Origin of the sequence: Paenibacillus guangzhouensis, assembly GCF_009363075.1 — a bacterium.
GTDB lineage: Bacteria > Bacillota > Bacilli > Paenibacillales > Paenibacillaceae > Paenibacillus_K > Paenibacillus_K guangzhouensis.
The window spans coordinates 6829145-6849312 of the sequence record NZ_CP045293.1 but is presented as its reverse complement, the minus strand read 5'-3'; the positions used below and the strand labels follow the sequence as shown (position 1 = coordinate 6849312).

The 20168-nt window shown below is 49.6% G+C and carries 11 protein-coding genes; 5 read left to right on the top strand and 6 right to left on the bottom strand.

Annotation, left to right across the window (positions count from 1 at the left end):
* Positions 1-54: 54 nt before the first annotated feature.
* Positions 55-9687, bottom strand: coding sequence for a WIAG-tail domain (locus tag GCU39_RS30805; RefSeq protein ID WP_152396965.1), 9633 nt, complete (start codon positions 9685-9687; stop codon positions 55-57).
* 215 nt (positions 9688-9902) lie between these two features.
* The gene (locus GCU39_RS30800; RefSeq protein ID WP_152396964.1) at positions 9903-11063 is read right to left on the bottom strand and encodes a glycosyltransferase family 4 protein; all 1161 of its coding nucleotides are present in this window, start codon (positions 11061-11063) and stop codon (positions 9903-9905) included.
* Positions 11064-11259: 196 nt separating this feature from the next.
* Here GCU39_RS30800 and GCU39_RS30795 point away from each other — a divergent pair, with 196 nt between their 5' ends.
* Complete coding sequence (locus GCU39_RS30795; RefSeq protein WP_193726695.1) at positions 11260-12351, top strand: YheC/YheD family endospore coat-associated protein; 1092 nt, start codon at positions 11260-11262, stop codon at positions 12349-12351.
* A gap of 52 nt (positions 12352-12403) precedes the next feature.
* Here GCU39_RS30795 and GCU39_RS30790 read toward each other — a convergent pair whose 3' ends face one another.
* A complete protein-coding gene (locus GCU39_RS30790) occupies positions 12404-13132 on the bottom strand; it encodes an SDR family oxidoreductase (protein WP_152396962.1) in 729 nt (242 codons plus the stop codon).
* A gap of 213 nt (positions 13133-13345) precedes the next feature.
* Here GCU39_RS30790 and GCU39_RS30785 point away from each other — a divergent pair, with 213 nt between their 5' ends.
* Both GCU39_RS30785 and asd read left to right on the top strand, forming a co-directional pair.
* Positions 13346-13711 carry a winged helix-turn-helix transcriptional regulator gene (locus GCU39_RS30785; protein ID WP_152396961.1) on the top strand — a complete coding sequence of 122 codons (366 nt, stop codon included), beginning with the start codon at positions 13346-13348 and terminating at the stop codon, positions 13709-13711.
* 170 nt (positions 13712-13881) lie between these two features.
* Positions 13882-14673, top strand: coding sequence for an archaetidylserine decarboxylase (gene asd, locus GCU39_RS30780; RefSeq protein WP_152396960.1), 792 nt, complete (start codon positions 13882-13884; stop codon positions 14671-14673).
* 272 nt (positions 14674-14945) lie between these two features.
* On the opposite strand, the gene GCU39_RS32140 is transcribed toward asd, so the two are convergent.
* From GCU39_RS32140 to pdxR, 3 genes are all read right to left on the bottom strand, one after another.
* Positions 14946-15002, bottom strand: coding sequence for a putative holin-like toxin (locus tag GCU39_RS32140; protein WP_245583883.1), 57 nt, complete (start codon positions 15000-15002; stop codon positions 14946-14948).
* 159 nt (positions 15003-15161) lie between these two features.
* Positions 15162-15947, bottom strand: a complete 786-nt coding sequence (locus GCU39_RS30775; RefSeq protein ID WP_152396959.1) for a helix-turn-helix domain-containing protein — start codon at positions 15945-15947, stop codon at positions 15162-15164.
* Between the two features lie 92 nt (positions 15948-16039).
* A complete protein-coding gene (pdxR, locus tag GCU39_RS30770) occupies positions 16040-17533 on the bottom strand; it encodes a MocR-like pyridoxine biosynthesis transcription factor PdxR (RefSeq protein ID WP_152396958.1) in 1494 nt (497 codons plus the stop codon).
* Between the two features lie 135 nt (positions 17534-17668).
* On the opposite strand from pdxR, the gene GCU39_RS30765 reads away from it, so the two are divergent.
* Together GCU39_RS30765 and GCU39_RS30760 are read left to right on the top strand one after the other, a co-directional pair.
* Positions 17669-18283: a pyridoxamine 5'-phosphate oxidase family protein gene (locus GCU39_RS30765; RefSeq protein WP_152396957.1), complete on the top strand. Its 615-nt coding sequence runs from the start codon at positions 17669-17671 to the stop codon at positions 18281-18283.
* 126 nt (positions 18284-18409) lie between these two features.
* Entirely contained in the window at positions 18410-19705 is a 1296-nt protein-coding gene (locus GCU39_RS30760) for an aminotransferase class I/II-fold pyridoxal phosphate-dependent enzyme (RefSeq protein WP_152396956.1), read from the top strand.
* The last annotated feature ends 463 nt before the right edge of the window (positions 19706-20168 follow it).

Genomic DNA, 20168 nt, shown 5'->3' with positions numbered 1-20168 from the left:
TCGAATATCCTCGCACGAAAAGACGCGAGTGAACTCACTCGCGTCTTGCTGTCTTTATCCTTTTGGACCCATGGCTATCCAAGATATGATCCCGTTTGGTTCCGGTGTAAATCGGTTGCGTACCACATCGACAACTGCAAATTGTTCATTTTTCAATTTCAAAGATACATAACAAGAAGATTGGTTCGTCATCGCTACAATGACATAATCGGTATTTGCGAAGCTCTCTTCAAAAGGAATCGTCACTTCCAGCTTCTCGTCAAGCAAATTGAAGGAGAACGGCGTCATTCCGAATTGCTGTATGGTAGACTGCTGCGAAGCGGTGGTTTGCACCGGCTGGAAGGATAATTTTTGAGGTGTAATGGAATGATCCTGAAGCTTCTCTCCGCCAATACTGTTCGGCCCCAAATGCCAGGAAAGAATCGACGAAGGCTGAATATGGCGAGATACAATTGATTGAGAGCGAAGATGATCCGTCGCAATCTCATCATCCCCAATATGACGGCCTAACACAGAAGCTTCTCTCAAATGGGTTTCGTCAATGCTCTGCTCTGCGATATGGGTCTGATCGACAATCCCCGGGCTTAGATGGGCCGCTTGGATGGCATGTTCTTGAATATGCGCTGCTTCGACCTGACCGCTTCCAATATGCTCGGATTGAATGGAGCTTCCAATGAGATGCGAAGAGCTGATTGCGTGGGCAGCAATTTTATTCGCTGTCACAGCGCCGTCACGCAAGATTTCATTCGATACGCTGCCTTCTCGCAGCTCCAGCGTGCTGAGACTGATATCTTGAAGTTGCGTGATGATTCCCTGCTGCAAATGATCTATCGTAATCGCGGCATGCCCGATGTGTTCGGATCTGACGGCACCCTCTGCCAGATGGGAAGAGGTCACTGCATGATCAACGAGCTGCTCGCTGCCTACCGATTCATTGCTTAACTTATTCCGGGTAACCGCTCCATCTTGCAAGTTCTGAGTGTGCACGGCATGTTCCTGCAAATGTTCATGGCTCACGATACGATTTCGTAAATGCGAACTTCGGACGATGTCATCTTGCAAATGCGTGCCCGAGATGCTCATGGCTTGCAGATGTTCGGAACTAACCGTTCCAAAGTCTAAGTGGGCCGACGTTACCGCTCTGTCAACGAGATGTTCACTACCTACGGAACTCGCGCTGAGCTTCTCACGTGTAACCGCCCCATCTTGCAAGTTCCGCGTCTGAACCGAATGTTCTTGCAAATGGGCTGCTGTAATACTATGCGGCTCAAGATGTGCGCTGCTTACTGCGCCTAATGCTAGATGTGAGGAAGTTACTGCTCCATCAACGATCTGCTCGCTGCCCACGGATTGAACACTCATTCGATCTTGCGTAACCGCACCTGCTTGTAAATGCCGGGTTTCGATGGATCCATCTTGCACATGTCTGCTATTCACGATGCTAGTCTGTAAATGTATGCCTTGAATAATGCCTTCTTGCAGATGAGTTCTCGAAACGCTGTTCGGTTGCAAATGATCTGAACTTATTGCTCCTAGGGCCAGATGTGACGCCGTTACCGCGTTATCAACCAGTTGTTCGCTGCCTACAGAACCATCGCTGAGCTTATCACGTGTTACCGATCCCTCTTGCAAGTGCCGGGACGCAATACTACCTTCCTGCAAATGTTCACTGGTTAAGATATCTTTCTGTAAATGCGTGCTTTGAACGATACCTTCTTGTAAATGGGTTCCAGATACACTAAATGGTTGCAGATGTTCGGATCGGATCGATTCGAGCGCCAAATGCGAAGAAGTTACGGATTTGCTCATGAGCTGTTCCCGGCCGACGGATCCATCGCTTAGCTTATCGCGTGTAACCGCTCCGTCTTCCAAGTTCTTCGTTTGGATAGCGTTATCTTGTAAATGCCCACTGGTCACGACACCATGCTGCAAATGTGCGCCCTGAATAATCCCTGCTGCTAGATGCGATTCTGTAATGCTATGCGGCTGGAGATGTTCGGAACTAACGGATCCTGGTGTCAAATGCAAAGACGTTACGGCATGTTGAACCAACTGTTCCTGACCTACCGATCCATCACTCAACTTCTCACGTGTAACCGCCCCATCTTGCAAGTTCTGCGTTTGAACCGAATGTTCCTGTAAATGCTCGCTGCCCACAATATGATTCTGCAGATGCTCCATGCTCACGATATGATTCTGTAAATGCTGGCTCTGGATAATGCCTTCTTGCAGATGAGCTCTCGAAACGCTGTTCGGTTGCAAATGATCTGAACTTATTGCTCCTAGGGCCAGATGTGACGCCGTTACCGCGTTATCAACCAGTTGTTCGCTGCCTACAGAACCATCGCTGAGCTTATCACGTGTTACCGATCCTTCTTGCAAGTGCCGGGACGCAATACTGCCTTCCTGCAAATGTTCACTGGTTAAGATATCTTTCTGTAAATGCGTGCTTTGAACGATACCTTCTTGTAAATGGGTTCCGGATATACTAGAGGGTTGTAGATGTTCGGATCGGATCGAATCGAACGCCAAATGCAAAGAAGTTACGGATTTGCTCATGAGTTGTTCCCGGCCGACGGATCCATCGCTTAACTTATCGCGTGTGACCGCTCCGTCTTGCAAGTTCTGCGTTTGAATCGCGTCATCTTGTAAATGCTCGTTGGTCACGATACCATGCTGCAAATGAGCGCTCTGAATAACCCCTGCTGCTAGATGCGATTCTGTAATGCTATGCGGCTGGAGATGTTCGGAGCTAACGGATCCTGGTGTCAAATGCAAAGATGTTACAGCATGATGAACCAACTGTTCCTGACCTACCGATCCATCACTCAATTTCTCACGGGTGACCGCCCCATCTTGCAAGTTCCGCGTCTGAACCGAATGTTCTTGCAAATGCTCGCTGCCCACGATATGATTCTGCAAATGTGCGCTCTCTACAATATCTTCTTGCAAATGGGCTGTTGTAATACTATGCGGCTCAAGATGTGCGCTGCTTACTGCGCCTAGTGCTAGATGTGAGGAAGTTACTGCTCCATCAACGATCTGCTCGCTGCCCACGGATTGAACACTCATTCGATCTTGCGTAACCACACCTGCTTGTAAATGCCGGGTTTCGATGGATCCATCTTGCACATGTCTGCTATTCACGATGCTAGTCTGTAAATGTATGCCTTGGATAATGCCTTCTTGCAGATGAGCTCTCGAAACGCTGTTCGGTTGCAAATGTTCTGAACTTATTGCTCCTAAGGCCAGATGTGACGACGTTACCGCGTTATCAACCAGTTGTTCGCTGCCTACAGAACCGTCGCTCAGCTTACCACGTGTTACCGATCCCTCTTGCAAGTGCCTGGACGCAATACTGCCTTCCTGCAAATGTTCACTGGCTAAGATATCTTTCTGTAAATGCGTGCTTTGAATGATACCTTCCTGTAAATGGGTTCCAGATACACTAAATGGTTGCAGATGTTCGGATCGGATCGAATCGAACGCCAAATGCGAGGAAGTTACAGATTTGCTTATGAGCTGTTCCCGACCGACGGATCCATCGCTTAACTTATCGCGCGTGACCGCCCCGTCTTGCAAGTTCTGCGTTTGAATCGCGTCATCTTGTAAATGCTCGTTGGTCACGATACCATGCTGCAAATGTGCGCTCTGAATAATGCCTTCGGCTAGATGCGATTCTGTAATGCTATGCGACTGCAGATGTTCGGAACTAACGGATCCTGGTGTCAAATGCAAAGATGTTACAGCATGATGCACCAGCTGTTCCTGACCTACCGATCCATCACTCAATTTCTCACGGGTGACCGCTCCATCTTGCAAGTTTCGCGTCTGAACCGAGTGTTCTTGCAAATGCTTGCTGCCCACGATATGATTCTGCAAATGTGCGCTCTCTACAATATCTTCTTGCAAATGGGCTGTTGTAACACTTTGCGGTTGCAGATGTGCGCTGCTTACTGCGCCCGGAGCTAGATGTGAGGAGGTTATTGCTTTATCAATGATTTGCTCGCTGCCCACAGATTGAACACTCATTCGATCTTGCGTAACCGCACCTGCTTGCAAATGCCGAGTTCCAATGGATCCTTCTTGCACATGTCTGCTATTCACGATGTTCGTCTGCAAATGCATGCTCTGGACGATGCCTTCTTGCAGATGAGCTCTCGCAACGCTGTTCGGTTGCAAATGTTCTGAATTTATTGCCCCTAAGGCCAGATGTGACGACTTTACCGCGTTATCAACCAGTTGCTCGCTGCCTACAGAACCGTCGCTGAGCTTATCACGTGTTACCGATCCCTCTTGCAAGTGCCGAGACGCAATACTGCCTTCCTGCAAATGCTCACTACCTACGATATCTTCCTGTAAGTGCGTACCTTGAACGATACCTTCTTGTAAATGGGATCCGGATACGCTGAAAGGTTGCAGATGTTCGGAGCGGATGGATTCTAGCGCCAAATGCGAGGAAGTTACAGATTTGCTCAAGAGCTGTTCCCGACCGACGGATCCATCGCTTAGCTTATCGCGTGTAATCGCTCCGTCTTGCAAGTTCTGCGTTTGGATAGCGTTATCTTGTAAATGCCCACTGGTCACGATACCATGCTGCAAATGTGCGCTCTGAATTATCCCTTCGGTTAGATGCGATTCTGTAATGCTATGCGGCTGGAGATGTTCGGAGCTAACGGATCCTGGTGTCAAATGCAAAGACGTTACGGCATGAGGAACCAGCTGTTCCTGACCTACCGATCCATCACTCAATTTCTCACGGGTAACCGCCCCATTTTGCAAGTTCCGCGTCTGAACCGAATGTTCCTGTAAATGCTCCTTGCCCACGATATTATTCTGCAAATGTGCGCTCTGGACAATATCTTCTTGTAAATGAGCTGTTGTAACACTTTGCGGTTGCAGATGTGCGCTGCTTACTGCGCCCGGTGCTAGATGTGTTGAGGTCACTGCCTCATCAACAAGCTGCTCTGCGCCAACGGATTTCGTGCTCAATTGATCTCTCGTCACTGCACCGTCCTGCAAGTGGCGGGTTTCGATAGCCCCCTCTTGCAAATGACTGCTATTCACGATTCCCTTCTGCAAATGAATGTCATGAACAATGCCTTCTTGCAGATGGACTGCCGCAACACTTTGGTGTTGCAAATGTTCTGAACTGATCGTTTCAAATGCGAGATGCGACGACGTTACCGCTTTATCAACCAAATGCTTGCTGTCTACAGAACCATCGCTCAGCTGATCTCGTGTCACCGAACCTTCCTGCAGGTGACGGGTGTGAACCGCGCCGTCTTGCAAATGCTCATTCGCCACGATGCCATGCTGCAAATGTATACGCTCGATGATCCCTTCTTGCAGATGAGCTCCCGATACACTCTGAGGTTGCAGATGTTCGGTGCTGACGGATTCGAATGCCAAGTGCGACGATGTTACCGCCTGATCAACAAGCTGCGTCCGGCCAACCGATCCCACGCTCATCTTATCAATAGTTACGGCCCCTTCTTCCAAGTGACGGGTGTGAACGGAACCCTCCTGCAAATGTGCATTCTGCACGATGTTATCCTGCAAGTGTTTGCTGTTAATGATGCTTTCTTGCAAATGTGCTGCCGAAACACTATGGGGTTGCATATGTGCCGAACCAACCGCTTCGAATGCTAGATGCGAGGAGGTTACCACTTTATGACCCAGTTGGTCTCGACCTACAGAGCCGTTACTGAGCTTATCGCGCGTGACCGATCCTTCTTGCAAGTTGCGTGTTTGGATCACATGATCCTGCAAATGTTCACTGGTCACGATGCCATCCTGTAGATGCGCGCTTTGAATGATTCCATGCTGCAAATGAGCTTCTGTAACGCTATTCGGCTGTAAATGTTCGGCAGCAATCTGCGAATGTCCGATATGCTTCCCTTCAACGATACCTTCATTCAAATGCTCGGATTGAATTGATTGATCCACGATATGCCCCGCTGCTACCGATTTCAGCGCAATTTTATCGCCTGAGACGACCCTGTCATTCAATTTATTCCGTGTCACGCTATAGTCCTGCAGCATGCCCGTTTGTATCGCATTGCTCTGAATGTGCGCTTCCGTAATGACTTGCTCCCGCAGGTGATGCGATACAATGGCGCCTTCATTTAAATGCTCCGAGCAAACAACCGCATGCTTCAAATGGCTTGAATCAATAATCTCCGATTGTAAATGCACGCTGCCGATACTTGATGGACTTAGATGCTCGGCTTGAATGAGTTCTCTTGCCAAATGCTCCCCATGAATAGACTCCGGCGCAATTTTCGAGGCTGTTACCGATCCCGCTACCAGCTTCGATTCCGATACGCTGCTCGATTGCAATTGTGCCGAACCCACCGATCCGGTCTGCAAATGCCCTTCCTGAATCGCTTCCTGCTTAATATGCATGGAGAACACGGAACCTTGGGCAAGATGTTCTGCTTGAATGGCTCCATTCTGAACATGGCTGGATTGGATGCTTTGAGGCTGCAAATGTTTGCTCTGAATACTCTCCAGCTGTACATGTTCGGATTGAACTGCGCCAGGTGCGATCTTATCGGATGTAACCGAATTAAATACTAATTTGCTTCCAGTAACAGCATGGTTCGCAAGATGGTCTGTATCAATGACACCAGGTTTTATTTTTTCGCCATCTATACTATTGTCTGGCATCCAATCTGCACTCAGCACATCTTGCCCTAAATGCGATAGGCTAATGACGCCCTTTTTCAGATGATATCCTTGAACAGACTCCACGCGCAGATGTTTGCCGGATACCACTTCGAGGCCGATATGCTTGCCTTCAATGGCGCTTGCACCAATTTTGTCGCTCGTTATGGCATGATTCTGAATCATCTCGGTTACGATCGCATCAGACTGGATATGACGTTCTCCTACAGATTGATTGCTGAGGTGATTGCTATGGATGGATTGCTCTTGCAGGTGCATGGAAGCGATCGCTTCCGTTTGGATTTTATCTTGGGATACGGAGTAACGGGCCAGATGGTCTTCCGTCACGCTCTCTAAGGCGAGCTTATTGCTCGTAACGCTGCCGTCTTCGAGTTTATTCTCTGTGATACTCTCATCTTTCAAATGCTGCGATTGGATAATCTCGGGCATTAAATGGCTGCTGTGAATGACTTGATTGCGAATATGCTGCCCTTCAATCGAACCGATCGCCATCTTATCGCTCGTAATGCTCTGTCGTGTGAGCTTCTCGGAAGTAATTGATCCGTCTTGCACCTGCTCTGTGCCAACGGCATCAAATTGTAAGTGCTGCGTGCCGATCGATTGATCTTGAATATGCTCCGAATGGATCGCTTGATCTGCGATCGTATCCGACTTGACTGCCCCCTTCGTTAAATGGGCTGTCTCAACCGCTCCGATCCCAATTTTGTCGGATGTCACGCTTTGATTCCCAAGTTTGGTCGTGGTTACGGCATGATCATTCAGCTTATCTGTCGATACACTTTCAGGCGAGAGCTTGAGCGATGTAACCACATGATCCCCCAGATGGTGGGAGAACACCATACCTGGTCCGATGTGACGGTCTCGAATCGCATTGGGTGCAATTTTGTCGGCTGTCACCGCCTCGTTCTTTAACATCGATTGACCTACAGAGGACGGCTGCAGATGATCACTGCCGATCGAACCGGCTTGAATATGATTAGATTGAATCGCGTCCTGAGCGATTGTCGAGGAGATAATCGACTTATCTGCAATATGGAACGTCTGAACAGCATCATCTGCCAGAATATCAGAAGTAACACTCTGAGATGCAAGCTTTGCTTCCGTCACAGAACCGTCTGCGATCGTATCCGTCATTACGCTATTTGGGGCGATCTTGTGATAGGTTACCGAGTCATCCGCCAGATGCTCTGTTCGAATGCTGTGAAGCTGAATGTGGTCGGATTGCACGGACCGTGCAACGATTTTATCCGATGTAACGGCGCCGCTCTGCAGGTGCTGTTCCATCACGGCATGTTCTTGGATGTGCTCCGAGCCGACGGCTTCCGGTTTAATGTGGTTAGAATCAACGGCAAGCTGCGCAATTTTCTCGGAAATCACCGAATTTTTAGCCATATGACGGGCTTGAATAACTTCATCCGTTAATTTCTGCGCAATGATGCTCTGGTCTGCGATTTTAGAGGTCGTCACGGCATGATCAACAATTTTTACTGTCGGTACGGATTGATCTGCTAGCTTCGCAGACGTAATACTCTGATCTGCCACATGCCACGTCTGCACTTCATTCATTCCGATATGCGCTTGCTTGATCGCTTCCTCCTGAATATGGCTGCTTCCCACAGCACCCGAACCGAGAAGTCCAGAGGTGACTGAATTCGGCTGCAAATGCGTGGAATCAATCGATTGAGGGAGAATATGCTGCGACACAATTTGCCCGTCTTCAATATGTTCGCGACGGATCGATTTGTTCGCGATATGCCGCTTCGTTACGGCACCTTCCTTCAAATGAACACCGGCGATGCTGCCCGGGAAAATCTTACTCTCTGTCACCGCTTCATCATGCAGCTTATCGGTCGTTACTGCACCGTCGCTTAGCTTCGATGTATCTATCACTTCATTCGCCAGATTCTCCGTCTGTACCGCACCGCTGCGTATTTTCTCGAATGTGATCGATTGATTCTGAATCAGATCGCCCGAGATGATAAGATCTGCTAAATGTTTGGTCTGAATGGAACCCTCGGCGATTTTATTGGAATCAATGGTTTTATCGGCCAATTTCTCCGAAGTAATACTGCCGTCTTTGATCTTCTCGCCTGTAATCGAGCGGTCACGTATTTTGCCGCTGGTGATGGATTGACGAACCATGTGTTCGCCTGAAATGGACTCCGGTGCAATTTTGGCGGCATTAATCGCACCGTCGGCAATCTTGATACTCTGAATCGCGTAATCCTTCAAGGCGTCAGCCGTGATGCTTTCCTTCTTTAATTTGGAACTGTCGATGGAATACGGAGCCAATTTCTCATTCGTTACGGCTCCATCAACCAGGTCATCCGTATACACAACGCCTTTGTTCCGCCCAAACGGTGAGAATAGACGGGAAAGACTATTCCCCTCATCATCGATATCATCTGTTGGGTGTTGCGTTTGCAATTGTTGTTGTGGTGGTTGTGATGGTGGTGGTTGTAGCGGAGGTGATGGTTGCTGCACCAGATTGCTCTTTAATTCTTCGGGTGCGCGAGGAAGCGTAGATGTCTTTGCTTCGACTTGAGATTCTGATCGTCTCGATCTCCCTCTCATCTGTACACGCTGTCCCGCTTCAACTTCGTTCGTTATACTACTTGAGCTTCTCCTCGGCTTAGGTTGCGGATCAGGCTCCTTCTCTTGCTGGGCCTCCATCACACGTTCGGTGTCCGTTTCTTTCTCCGGTTCGGCTTGCGGTTCTACATCATCTAGCGTGATCTCTTGTATGTCTTCGACAGGTTTTTCAATTATTTCTGGCAATATTTCTGTTGCATGAGGTTCAGGTTCAATCTGTACTTCAGGCCGAATTGGAAGTGGAGTCATCGCATTAATCGATACATCCTTTGCTTCGCGGTTATTAACGGATACCTGCGGTTTGTACTCCTCCAACCAGCTTAATTCGCGAGAGTTCGGGTTATCGACATAATAAAGCGGCTTTTTCGATTTCGTCGATCTCGCCGATCTTTTCATTTTTTTCATATGCCCTCTCCTTCCTGCATAGATCGTCATTTGCATCATATGCATTCGTCTAGAGACATGACACATGCCTAACCATAAAAAGATAATCCGATGGATCCCCTTCCTACGCACGACACAGCTAGTCCCGTTAGAAGGATGATGAAATAGGCTTATCATCCGGAAAAGGACGATAAGCACTACTTTTTATGCTAGAAAAATGATTGATGCGGAGTGGGTCAGATCCGCAGCATCTGTTCGATGCGTTCTGTCCAGCGCTCTGCCGTGTGTTTCCACGTAAAATACTGCTGTGTCCGATATACCCCTCCAAGCCCTAATCGCAATTGCAGCGCAGGATCTCGAAGAACAGGCACAATGCAGTTCACGAGCTCCTTAGCCAGCTGCGGAGGATTCGCCAAATATCCCGTTACCCCGTGCTGAACAATTTCCCGTATACCGCCCGCGTTTGCGGCAATGACCGGCACCCCTGCTGCCATTGCCTCCACATTAACAAGTCCAAATGCTTCATTCCTCGATGAAGGCACAACAACAACATCCGAAATGTTGAACCATCGCGCAATTTGATCATACGGCACATAGGGAACAAATCGCACATGCTGCGGTATGCGTTTGGCCATCTGCTCCAACTTACGAACATAAGCGGTTTTGCGGCTCGACCCATAGAAGGCGCCGCCGACAACCACCAGCATGGCACTCGGTTCCAACCGAGCAATGTTGTACATGGACTCGAGAAGATAATGAATCCCTTTCTGTGGTTTGAGCCTGCCGACGAACAGAATGATTTTGCGTCCCGTAAGACCCTGTCGATGCAGCCATTCGATCCGCTTAAGATTGCCGCCCTCACTCCAGCGCGGCTCGAATTGGTCCATATTCACCCCTAAATGATTCACGAAAATCTTCGCATCCAGTCCATGAAATCGACGCACCAAATACGTCTTCAGAAAAAAACTGTTCACCATAATACAATCTGTACATTGCAGTGATCGCCGCAGCGTTTTCTTGGATATGACAGCCTGGGAGATATATGTCGTTGAATGCAAACTTAGAATCACGCGTGCACGCGGCATACGCTTCTTAATCGACAAGACATATCTCGGTCGGTTCTCCACCTGGATCACATCCGGCCTCAGAAGGAGAAGCTGCCGTATAACCGCTTGAATGTACCTTGCCCCATTCCCGTACGGAACCCGGTAACAAGGCACGCCATGCACCGTTCCATAGCTGGGTAGATGCTTCGCAGATCGGCCGAAGATAACGCAATGAAGCCGATCCTGCACCAGTGGAATGACCTGCTCCACCACCCGCTCCACAGAACTGCTCCGAGCCGATGGAATGGGAAAGGAGCCTGGCGTAACAACTGCCACTTTAGGTCGCGCCATCACAGTTCTCCCTTCTAGAGGTTACTCAGAATCTATACCACAGCATATACACCTTCGTCCGCTTACGATCTGTGCTCAGCCAAAAATGGTCAAATCACCGCCTGCAACCGCCTTTTCGAATCATTCACCTAACTCATACACTAACATACAAGCATCAAACGTCTATGTATCCGATAGAACAGGAGGAGAGAAGCTCATGGGGGAAGCCTATGTGGGCATATTACTCAATGCCAGTGCGTATCGCGGCATACCGTTAGGCAGAACGCAGAATGAATCATTATCCGCCTACGAAGAGGCCGGTCAAGAATTCGGTATCACCCCGTGTTATTTTCGCCTCGCAGATATTGAGCCGGGGGAACCCTTCACAACCGCTTATGTGAAATCGAAATACGGCTATATTCGCAAAAGCGTCCCTACCCCACATGTTGTGCACAATCGAGCGATCTATTTCAAATCCGATGTGCAGCACCAAATTCGGTCTCTTATTGAGAGTGGAATTTATGTATTTAACGAAGAAAATCGTTACGGGAAGCTCTACGTCCATGAATTGCTCCGACATGATCTTCTGCTCAAGACCCATTTGCCGGAGACGCTGCCGCTCAATCCCTTGAACCTGCATCATATGATGGAACAACACGCTGATTTGATTCTGAAGCCGAATAACAGCAGTCTCGGACGCGGAGTCATGAAGCTCAGGCGCGTCCATGGCATATGGCATGCAACTTACCCGGTTCAAGGCAGAAAGACCGTCTGGAGAACGGTCAAATGTCGGATGGGTGAGCTGCCTGGAGTCATACAGCGCAAAATCGGTAAAGAACAATACCTCATTCAACAATATATCCCGCTCGCGAAATACAACGGTCGTCCCTTCGACCTCAGAGTATCCGTGCAGCGAAGCGTGAACGGCGAATGGCAGATCACCGGCATGATCGCCCGTGTCGCCGCCCATCATCGATATGTCACCAATCTCGCTAAAGGCGGCACCAGCTTGCCAGCGGATCGAGTGATAGCAAAAGCTCTACCGAATCAATCAAAGGGATACCTGATGAATCAGGTAAGCTTTCTCTCTATGTATATTGTCAAACGTCTGGAGGTGTCACTCCCCCATCTAGCTGATGTGGGGCTTGATATCGGCCTAACGGAAAACGGCATACCGATGTTCATTGAATGCAATGGACGGGATCAGCGTTACAGCTTCCGCGAAGCGGGACTGACACAGGTCTGGAAATCGACCTTCCGCAATCCAATGGCGTATGCGAGTCATCTAATGAAGCAGCACAATATATAAATGCGAAAAGAGCCCCGCTGGCCTCCCCAAAGACCCGCGGGGCTCTTGACGATCAGCGCAGGATATACCCGCCGTCCGGGAACAAGGTACTGCCCGTCGTATAACCGTTGCTCATCAAGTAGAGCACGGTGTGAGCGACTTCTTCTGCGTGTCCTACCCGGCCCAGCAGATTCATTTGCGCATACGCATCATAGGATGCATCGCGAACCGATTGCGGCGTCTCCTCCCAATTAAATGCCGTACGAATCGTACCCGGCGAGATCACATTCACCCGGATCGGAGCTAGCTCGACCGCTAACGCTTTGCCAAGGCTCTCAATCGCGCCATTGCAAGCCGCATAGGACGCACCATCCGCAAGCGGTCTCTGTCCGAATGCGCCTGACATGAGCACGATGGAACCATGACGATCCAGCCTCGGTATCGCATGCTTCACCGCATGATATTGCGGCCAAAATTTCGCGTTGAAGCAGCTGTGCGCAACCTCCAAAGAAGCGGTGATCGGCCCTCTAACATACGAAGCGCCGGGGGTAAATAAATGATCGAAGGAGCCGATCTGTTCGAACAGCGACTGTAACTGCCCTTCATCTTGGTTATCGACGGTATACGTCTCTACGTGCCCGTCCCCTAGCACGGCCTTCGCTTGTTCGAGCTTCGACCTTGAACGACCAGCAATTACGACTTGCGCGCCTTCCGCAATGGCTCCCTGTGCCGTCGCGAATCCAATGCCTGTGCTGCCGCCAATAATCACAATTCGTTGCTTATGTAGTGTATGTCCTGCCATCTTGCATTCCTCATCTCTTATCAGAATATGAACCCTATGCACTCTATTATTAGCTTGGATTCCGATCCTGTGGAAGTACGCACTTCATTCGTACTAGGTACGAAAATTCGTACCTTCATGCGTGACGGGAGGCAGCGGGTAGGAGCCATAAAATGGGGTGCAATGCATCTGCAGGATTCGTATACTAAGGGGAGAAATAGGAGGTGCTAGAATATGCAGAGGTATGACCATGAACCCAGGTTAAGAGGTGTTCTGACAACGCTGAACGTCATCGAAGGAAAATGGAAGCCCCTCATTCTATTCATCCTGCTGACCGAGGGGACTAAAAGATTCAGCGAATTACGGCGCATCATTCCCGATGTCTCGCAAGGAACACTAGCCAAGCAGCTTCGAGAGCTCGAAGCGGACCAAATGATCCATCGCGTCATTCACCAAGAAATCCCGCCTCGGGTGGAATACAGCTTGACAGAACGCGGACACTCTCTGCGCATGATCCTGGATCAGATGTGCAGCTGGGGACGAGAGCATACAGACTATATTCATTCAACGGAGCCGCACAAGCCACTAACTTTGGGGTAACGCCCTGCATGGACCTCGTGACGGGCAGAACAGGTAGCTGCATAGACCCGGTTTTGCCCGGCTTTCTGGCTGTTTTGCGCGAGCGCCCACCAAGCCCCTACCATCTTCCGTATTGATTTACCCTGCGTTATATGGCAAACTAACGGATGAGAAGGAAGGGTGAAAGAAACATGGCCAAAACATTGCTGCGGTTAATGACCGAGCTCTCCTCGCGCAAGTGGATCTCTCAGCTTACGGGGAAGTTCGCCCATTCCAGCGCAAGCCGGCATCTCATTCCGAGATTTGCGAAAATTTACGGAATACCGATTGAAGATGCGGAGAAAGAATTACATGAATATCGTACGTTGAATCAATTTTTTACAAGACGACTCAAACAAGGACTTCGTCCCATTGATCCGAATCCGGATACCCTCGTCAGCCCTGTAGACGCACTGATCACCGGCATGGGTCCGATTGAAAATGGTCTGCTGCTGAATGTAAAGGGACAGGATTACACGATCGAAGAGCTGCTCAATCAATCCCCTTATACGCAGAAGTATAAGCACGGAACTTATTTCGTACTCTACTTAAGCCCAACCGACTACCACCGTATTCATACCCCTGTCGCAGGAAGCTTGGTTGAATCCGAGCATGTGCCTGGGAAAGTCTATCCGGTCAACGACTTCGGACTGAATCATATGAAGCGGGTGCTTAGCCGGAACGAAAGGCTGATTACATACATACGTCATCAATACGGTGAAGTGGTTGTTGTGAAGGTCGGCGCGATGAATGTCAGCAGCATTCAATATGTGAAGCCGCTGCCCAAATCATGGGAGAAGGGGCAAGACCTCGCCTACTTCGAATTCGGTTCTACCGTCGTATTGCTTACCGAGAACCGGACATTTACGCCGCGCAGCGACTTAGCGCTTGGCTCCAAAGTGAAGATGGGCGAAGCCCTCGGCACGCTCCATCCCAAAGCCTAATTCGGACGCGGGTGTGCGATTTGCCCTTTTCAAAATATTGGCAACTATGTTAGAATAGCGTTATGTGAAGGGGCAGCACCCCAAACGTTATACAAATCATTGCATAATCATACACAAAACGCCCTCCATCCTTGGCGGGATGGAGAGCGTTCATAAGGACCGGAAGTGTTGGCGCACTAGAGGTCCTGACAATAGATCGCCTTCACAGGCGGCCGGCTGCATAGCATCGTATCTGAAGACCTCCCTTATCCGCGAAGATAATCAAGGGAGGTCTACTTTTTTTTCATGTACGAAAGCAAAGTAATGAGAAATAGCCCAAATGAGAGCATCAATGTTAATGCATCCTTTACTTCCATAGCAACACCCCCTCCGTCATCCGACTTGTTGGGAATGCAACCGAGCATCGGGTCTATTGTGCTCTAATTATAACATAATTTTCCAAAATAGGAACATGCATTATGTGAAATCCTTCTTTATTCCTAACATTTCTAACGAATCTCCGAAGGACTTTTTCCAGTATACTGCTTAAATTGTCGACTAAAGAAGAAAATGTCCCGATAGCCGAGTGCATCCGCGACTTCAGTCACATTCATCCCCGCATGATGGAGCAAATGCTCCGCCCGTTCAATCCGCGTCCGAATGATATAGGACTGCACTGAAGCCCCGATTAGTTCCTTGAATTTAATGGAGAAGTACCGCGGCGACAACTGCGCACGCTTCGCTAAATCCTCTACGCGATGCTGCACGCTCGGGTGCTGGCGAATGTAATTGGCAATCTCATGGATCACCTCCGTGATCTGATTGCTCACTTTCTTCTCCACGGGTACATCCTGCTCTTCCCGGAGCAAATGAATCATCATCTGCTTAAGCATCAGCTTCGCCTCGACATCCGCGGCGAACGTCTGCACGAGAAACAAGCGAACATACCGAGATAATAAATATTCAAAATCAAGTGTATCCTGGATGACCCGATAACGAGCGGGAATCATGCTCACGGCCTCTTCCACATCGAAATGGATGTACGTAAGAACAAGCGGTTTCTGCGGATTATGCGTCGCGCTTGTATGATCTCCGGGACGGAATAAGAAACAGCTGCCCTTGCCGATTTGGTACGGTTCATCATTCAAGATCAACTCGCCTTCGCCGCTCCATACATAGAATAGATCATAATTCTCCAGCGCCTTCTCCCGCTTCGCCCATTTCCAGTTCGGCTCGCATACGATTTTGGCAAAAGCCGGTTTTAATACAAATGATGAAGGTGATACATCAATCATTCGATTCCCTCCTACAGATCTGCGAAAGCTTCATACTTCTAATGAGCGTTCAAAACGTCGGCTCTTCCACACCAAGAATTGAACATCCACTATTAATTCTTCATTGCTCTGCTTCGTAAATACGTGTGTCTGTCTTCCCATGCTGTCTTCATTCGCAGAATGCCTTGAAGAAGCTCTTCCTCATGCAAATGCGCAAACCCAAAACAAGCGGCGATCGGCGTGTCCGGTAAATAGATATATCTTCCGCCATCCGTCCACCCTACACCATGCGCTGCTGCAGCGCTTCGAAAGGCTGCATAGTCATCAGCCGTTCCTCGCCACGACGCATAGACATGCATCCCAGCGTCACAAGGTAATACATTAAACAAATGACCGACATGTTCCTGCATCATTCGATAAAAGAACGCATATTTTCTGCTATATACTCGGCGCATGCGCCGCAAATGCCGTTCATAGTGCCCATTCTGGATAAAAGCCGCCAGTGCGCGCTGCTCCATCATGGAGATGGGACTTGGCTCGTAGATTTCCTTCGCGCGACGCATCGGCTCAACGAGGCACGTCGGCAGGACCGCATAACCGATCCGAAGCCCGGGATACATCGTCTTCGAGAATGTGCCCACATAGACGACACGGCCTTCTAGGTCGAGCGACTTGAGCGGCTCAATCGGCCTGCCGCCATACCGAATCTCACTATCATAATCATCTTCTATAATAACACCGTTGCGCCTCGAAGCCCATGCGAGCAGCTGTTGTCTTCTCTCCAGACTCAGCACGGCACCGGTCGGGAACTGTCTGCTCGGGGTAACGAAGACAAGCTTCTCCTCCCAGTCTTGCACCAAAATCCCATGTTCATCCACCGCATTCGGTGTAACTCTCCCACCGGCCGCTTCGATCGCCCTTTTCATCCCCATATATCCTGGGTTTTCCACGATGACAGCGTCTCCCGGATCGATGAGCAGCTGCGCAAGCAGGGCAATCGCCTGCATCGAACCATTGCATATGACAACTTGCTTCGGATCCGCTTGAATCCCGCGCATCCGGCGCAAATGGAGCGCAATCGCCTCACGCAGTGGTCCATGTCCCAGCGTATCTGGAGATTCAACGTCCCCTCTAACAGATTCGAACTGCCTAATTTCTTGATAGAGCACATGGTTCCACGTATCCGTCGGGAATGCCTCCGAGACCATCCTCCCCATCTCCAGGCTAATGAACGGCTGCTTCATTGGCTCTGGCCAATGTTCGCGAGGCAGCGCCCTCCCTTGTGCGGCGCGTCTTCCCCAAGTTGATAGTTCGATCTCCAGGGGAATCTCAGCGTCTGCGGCCTGCGTCTCCTGCAGCTCATACGTTACGTAAGTGCCGCTGCCAACTGCAGCTGTCACATATCCCTCCGCCAGCAGCATGTCATATACTTGATTGACCGAACCACGAGACAATTGATACAAGTTCGACATTTCCCGTGTTGAAGGCAGCTTCGCCCCATGCGGAATCGTCCCTTCTAGTATCGCTGCGCGAAGGGCGTGGAACAAGGCCAAATATTTATAGCGATATTCCTGTAAATAGGATGCAAATGGCAAGCCGAAATCCATTTCCGTTCCCCCTTACGCCGATTTCATCTCTCACCTAACAAAATGGTCTAATAAAAATACTCTAAATTGGTTCTTTTTTATTGTCAACATCCCCGTTATTGTTAGTTGAAAAAGAAGAAGAAGGGGAACAGAACCATGCGCAGAAAAGAATTTTCGATCCAAGAAGAACAAGAAATTGAATCCTTTTTAACGGAAATGACCTTCGGATTTCTAGGGACCATCAGCGAGGATGGCTGGCCGCATATTACGCCGCTGAACTATGTGTACTTCGAAGGGGATATTTATTTTCACGGCAGCAAAATCGGGGACAAGATGCGCCAAATGAAAAACGATGCGCGCGTCACCTTCTCCGTCGCCAAAGAATATGCGCTCATCCCGTCCTACTTCACCGATCCGACGTACGCTTGTCCAGCAACGGCTTTTTTCAAATCGGTGCTGCTCAAAGGGACGGCCTCCGTCATGGAGGATCTCGAGGAGAAAGCCCGTGTCTTCACGGCGTTCATGCAGAAATTGCAACCCGAAGGCGGGTACGCGCCGTTTGACATGACCGACTCCAAATATGCGAAGCAGGTGGCTGGCGTCGCCATGGTTCGCCTCTCCGTCGAATCGATCACGGCCAAGTTCAAATTTGGACAAAATGCCAATGAATCGAAGTTCGATCAGATTACATCCGGCCTTGCCGAGCGCCAAGCCGAACTCGATGCGGAGACCATCGCTCTGATGAAAAAATATTGCCCGCACCACCGGTGAAAATTTCCATCCTGGAAGTGACGGTTGCCTTCCAAAATGCTATAATATGAGGAATGTGTTTAGGCACGAAGTATCGTAATTCACAGACCTCATTCATGAGACTGATTCTGGAAGGATGACAAAAAAATGAATCCATTAGCCCAGCAATTAAACAACACTTTGCAAGAAGAAACGCCACAAGTTTACGCGATGTTATCGACTTTAGGGAAACAGATTTACTTCCCAAAGGAAGGCATTCTAAGCCAATCGGCAGAAGCTGGTAGTAAAGCGAAAAAATATAATGCAACGATCGGGATTGCGACAGAAGGCAAAGGGCCGATGCATCTGAGCGTCATTCAGGACACGCTGTCCGCTTATGCACCGAAGGATCTCTATCCTTATGCGCCACCCCAAGGGAAGCCGGAGCTCCGCACCGCTTGGCGGAACAAAATGCTACAAGAAAACCCATCGCTCGAAGGCAAATCCTTCGGTAATCCGATGGTAACGAACGCGCTGACGCACGGCCTCAGCATCGTGGCGGACTTGTTCGCGGATGCAGGCGATGCGGTAATCTATCCGGACAAAAACTGGGAGAACTATGAGCTGACCTTCGGTATTCGCCGCGGAGCAGAAATCGTGAACTTCCCGCTCTATACCCCAGATTATAAATTCAACAGCGAAGGACTTCGCGAAGCGATTCTCGCGCAGAAGGATAAAGGCAAAGCCATCGTCGTGCTGAACTTCCCGAACAATCCGACGGGATACACGCCGAGCCTCGAAGACGGCGATCAGATCATCGCAGCGCTTCTAGCGGGAGCGGAAGCGGGGATCAAGCTCGTGGTCGTCACCGACGATGCCTACTTCGGTCTCTTCTTCGAAGATTCGTTGCAAGAATCATTGTTCGGTAAATTAGCGGGACTTCATCCGAACATCCTGCCGATCAAAGTCGACGGTGCGACCAAAGAGGAATATGTATGGGGCTTCCGCGTCGGGTTCATTACGTTCGCGTCGGAATCAGCTGCAGCGTTAGCAGCACTTGAGCAAAAAGCACTCGGCATCATCCGTGCGACGATCTCCAGCTGCTCGCATCCTTCGCAGACGTTCGTGCTTCATGCGCTGAATTCTCCAGAATTCGCGAGCCAGAAGCAAGAGAAGTTCAACGTCATGAAAGGCCGTGCGAACAAGGTCAAAGCGATCCTCGACAGCGGCAAATACGGCGACGTCTGGGACTACTACCCGTTCAACTCCGGCTACTTCATGTGCTTGAAGCTGAACACGGTGGATGCCGACCAATTGCGCGTTCACTTGCTCGATCAATATCAGATCGGAACGATCGCTCTTGGCGAGACAGATCTTCGCGTCGCATTCTCGTGCATTGAGGAAGAGTATTTGCAAGATCTGTTCGATACGATTTACCAAGGCGTTTTGGATTTGCAAGGCTAATGGAAGCTTGATAAATAGGGTTCGTTGGTTGCCGACTAGGCAGCTAACGAACCCTATTGTGCTTATTGTGGGGGATTGGGGAATAAGCGCGGTTTCGGGGCGAATAAGCGTGCTACGGTTCGTTAGAATGTCGGTGGACGAGCAATCTGACGGCTAACGAATCCTAGTGTGCTTATTGAGCCGATTTCGGGCCTTTCGCGCTGCTAACGAACCACAGGCGCGCTATTCGCCTCAATTTGGCCTAATTGCGACCGAGATCGATGCAATAAGCTCTCCTCGATTCGTTAGAGCAGAATCAGAGCAGTTTTCGGGTAAATAAGCTTGCTACGATCCGTTAGAACCTAGGTGGACGAGCAAGCCAGCGGCCAACGAGTCCCAGTGTGCTTATTGAGCCGATTTCGGCCTTTCGCGCTGCTAACGAACCACAGGCGCGCTATTCGCCTCAATTTGGCCTAATTGCGAC

Excerpts from the sequence above, each read along its gene's own strand:
- GCU39_RS30790 (WP_152396962.1), bottom strand. The coding sequence starts at position 13,132 with ATGGCAGGACATACACTACATAAGCAACGAATTGTGATTATTGGCGGC.
- GCU39_RS30795 (WP_193726695.1), top strand. The coding sequence starts at position 11,260 with ATGGGGGAAGCCTATGTGGGCATATTACTCAATGCCAGTGCGTATCGC.
- pdxR (WP_152396958.1), bottom strand. The coding sequence starts at position 17,533 with ATGGATTTCGGCTTGCCATTTGCATCCTATTTACAGGAATATCGCTAT.
- GCU39_RS30805 (WP_152396965.1), bottom strand. The coding sequence starts at position 9,687 with ATGAAAAAAATGAAAAGATCGGCGAGATCGACGAAATCGAAAAAGCCG.
- GCU39_RS30785 (WP_152396961.1), top strand. The coding sequence starts at position 13,346 with ATGCAGAGGTATGACCATGAACCCAGGTTAAGAGGTGTTCTGACAACG.
- GCU39_RS30765 (WP_152396957.1), top strand. The coding sequence starts at position 17,669 with ATGCGCAGAAAAGAATTTTCGATCCAAGAAGAACAAGAAATTGAATCC.
- asd (WP_152396960.1), top strand. The coding sequence starts at position 13,882 with ATGGCCAAAACATTGCTGCGGTTAATGACCGAGCTCTCCTCGCGCAAG.
- GCU39_RS30800 (WP_152396964.1), bottom strand. The coding sequence starts at position 11,063 with ATGGCGCGACCTAAAGTGGCAGTTGTTACGCCAGGCTCCTTTCCCATT.
- GCU39_RS30775 (WP_152396959.1), bottom strand. The coding sequence starts at position 15,947 with ATGATTGATGTATCACCTTCATCATTTGTATTAAAACCGGCTTTTGCC.
- GCU39_RS30760 (WP_152396956.1), top strand. The coding sequence starts at position 18,410 with ATGAATCCATTAGCCCAGCAATTAAACAACACTTTGCAAGAAGAAACG.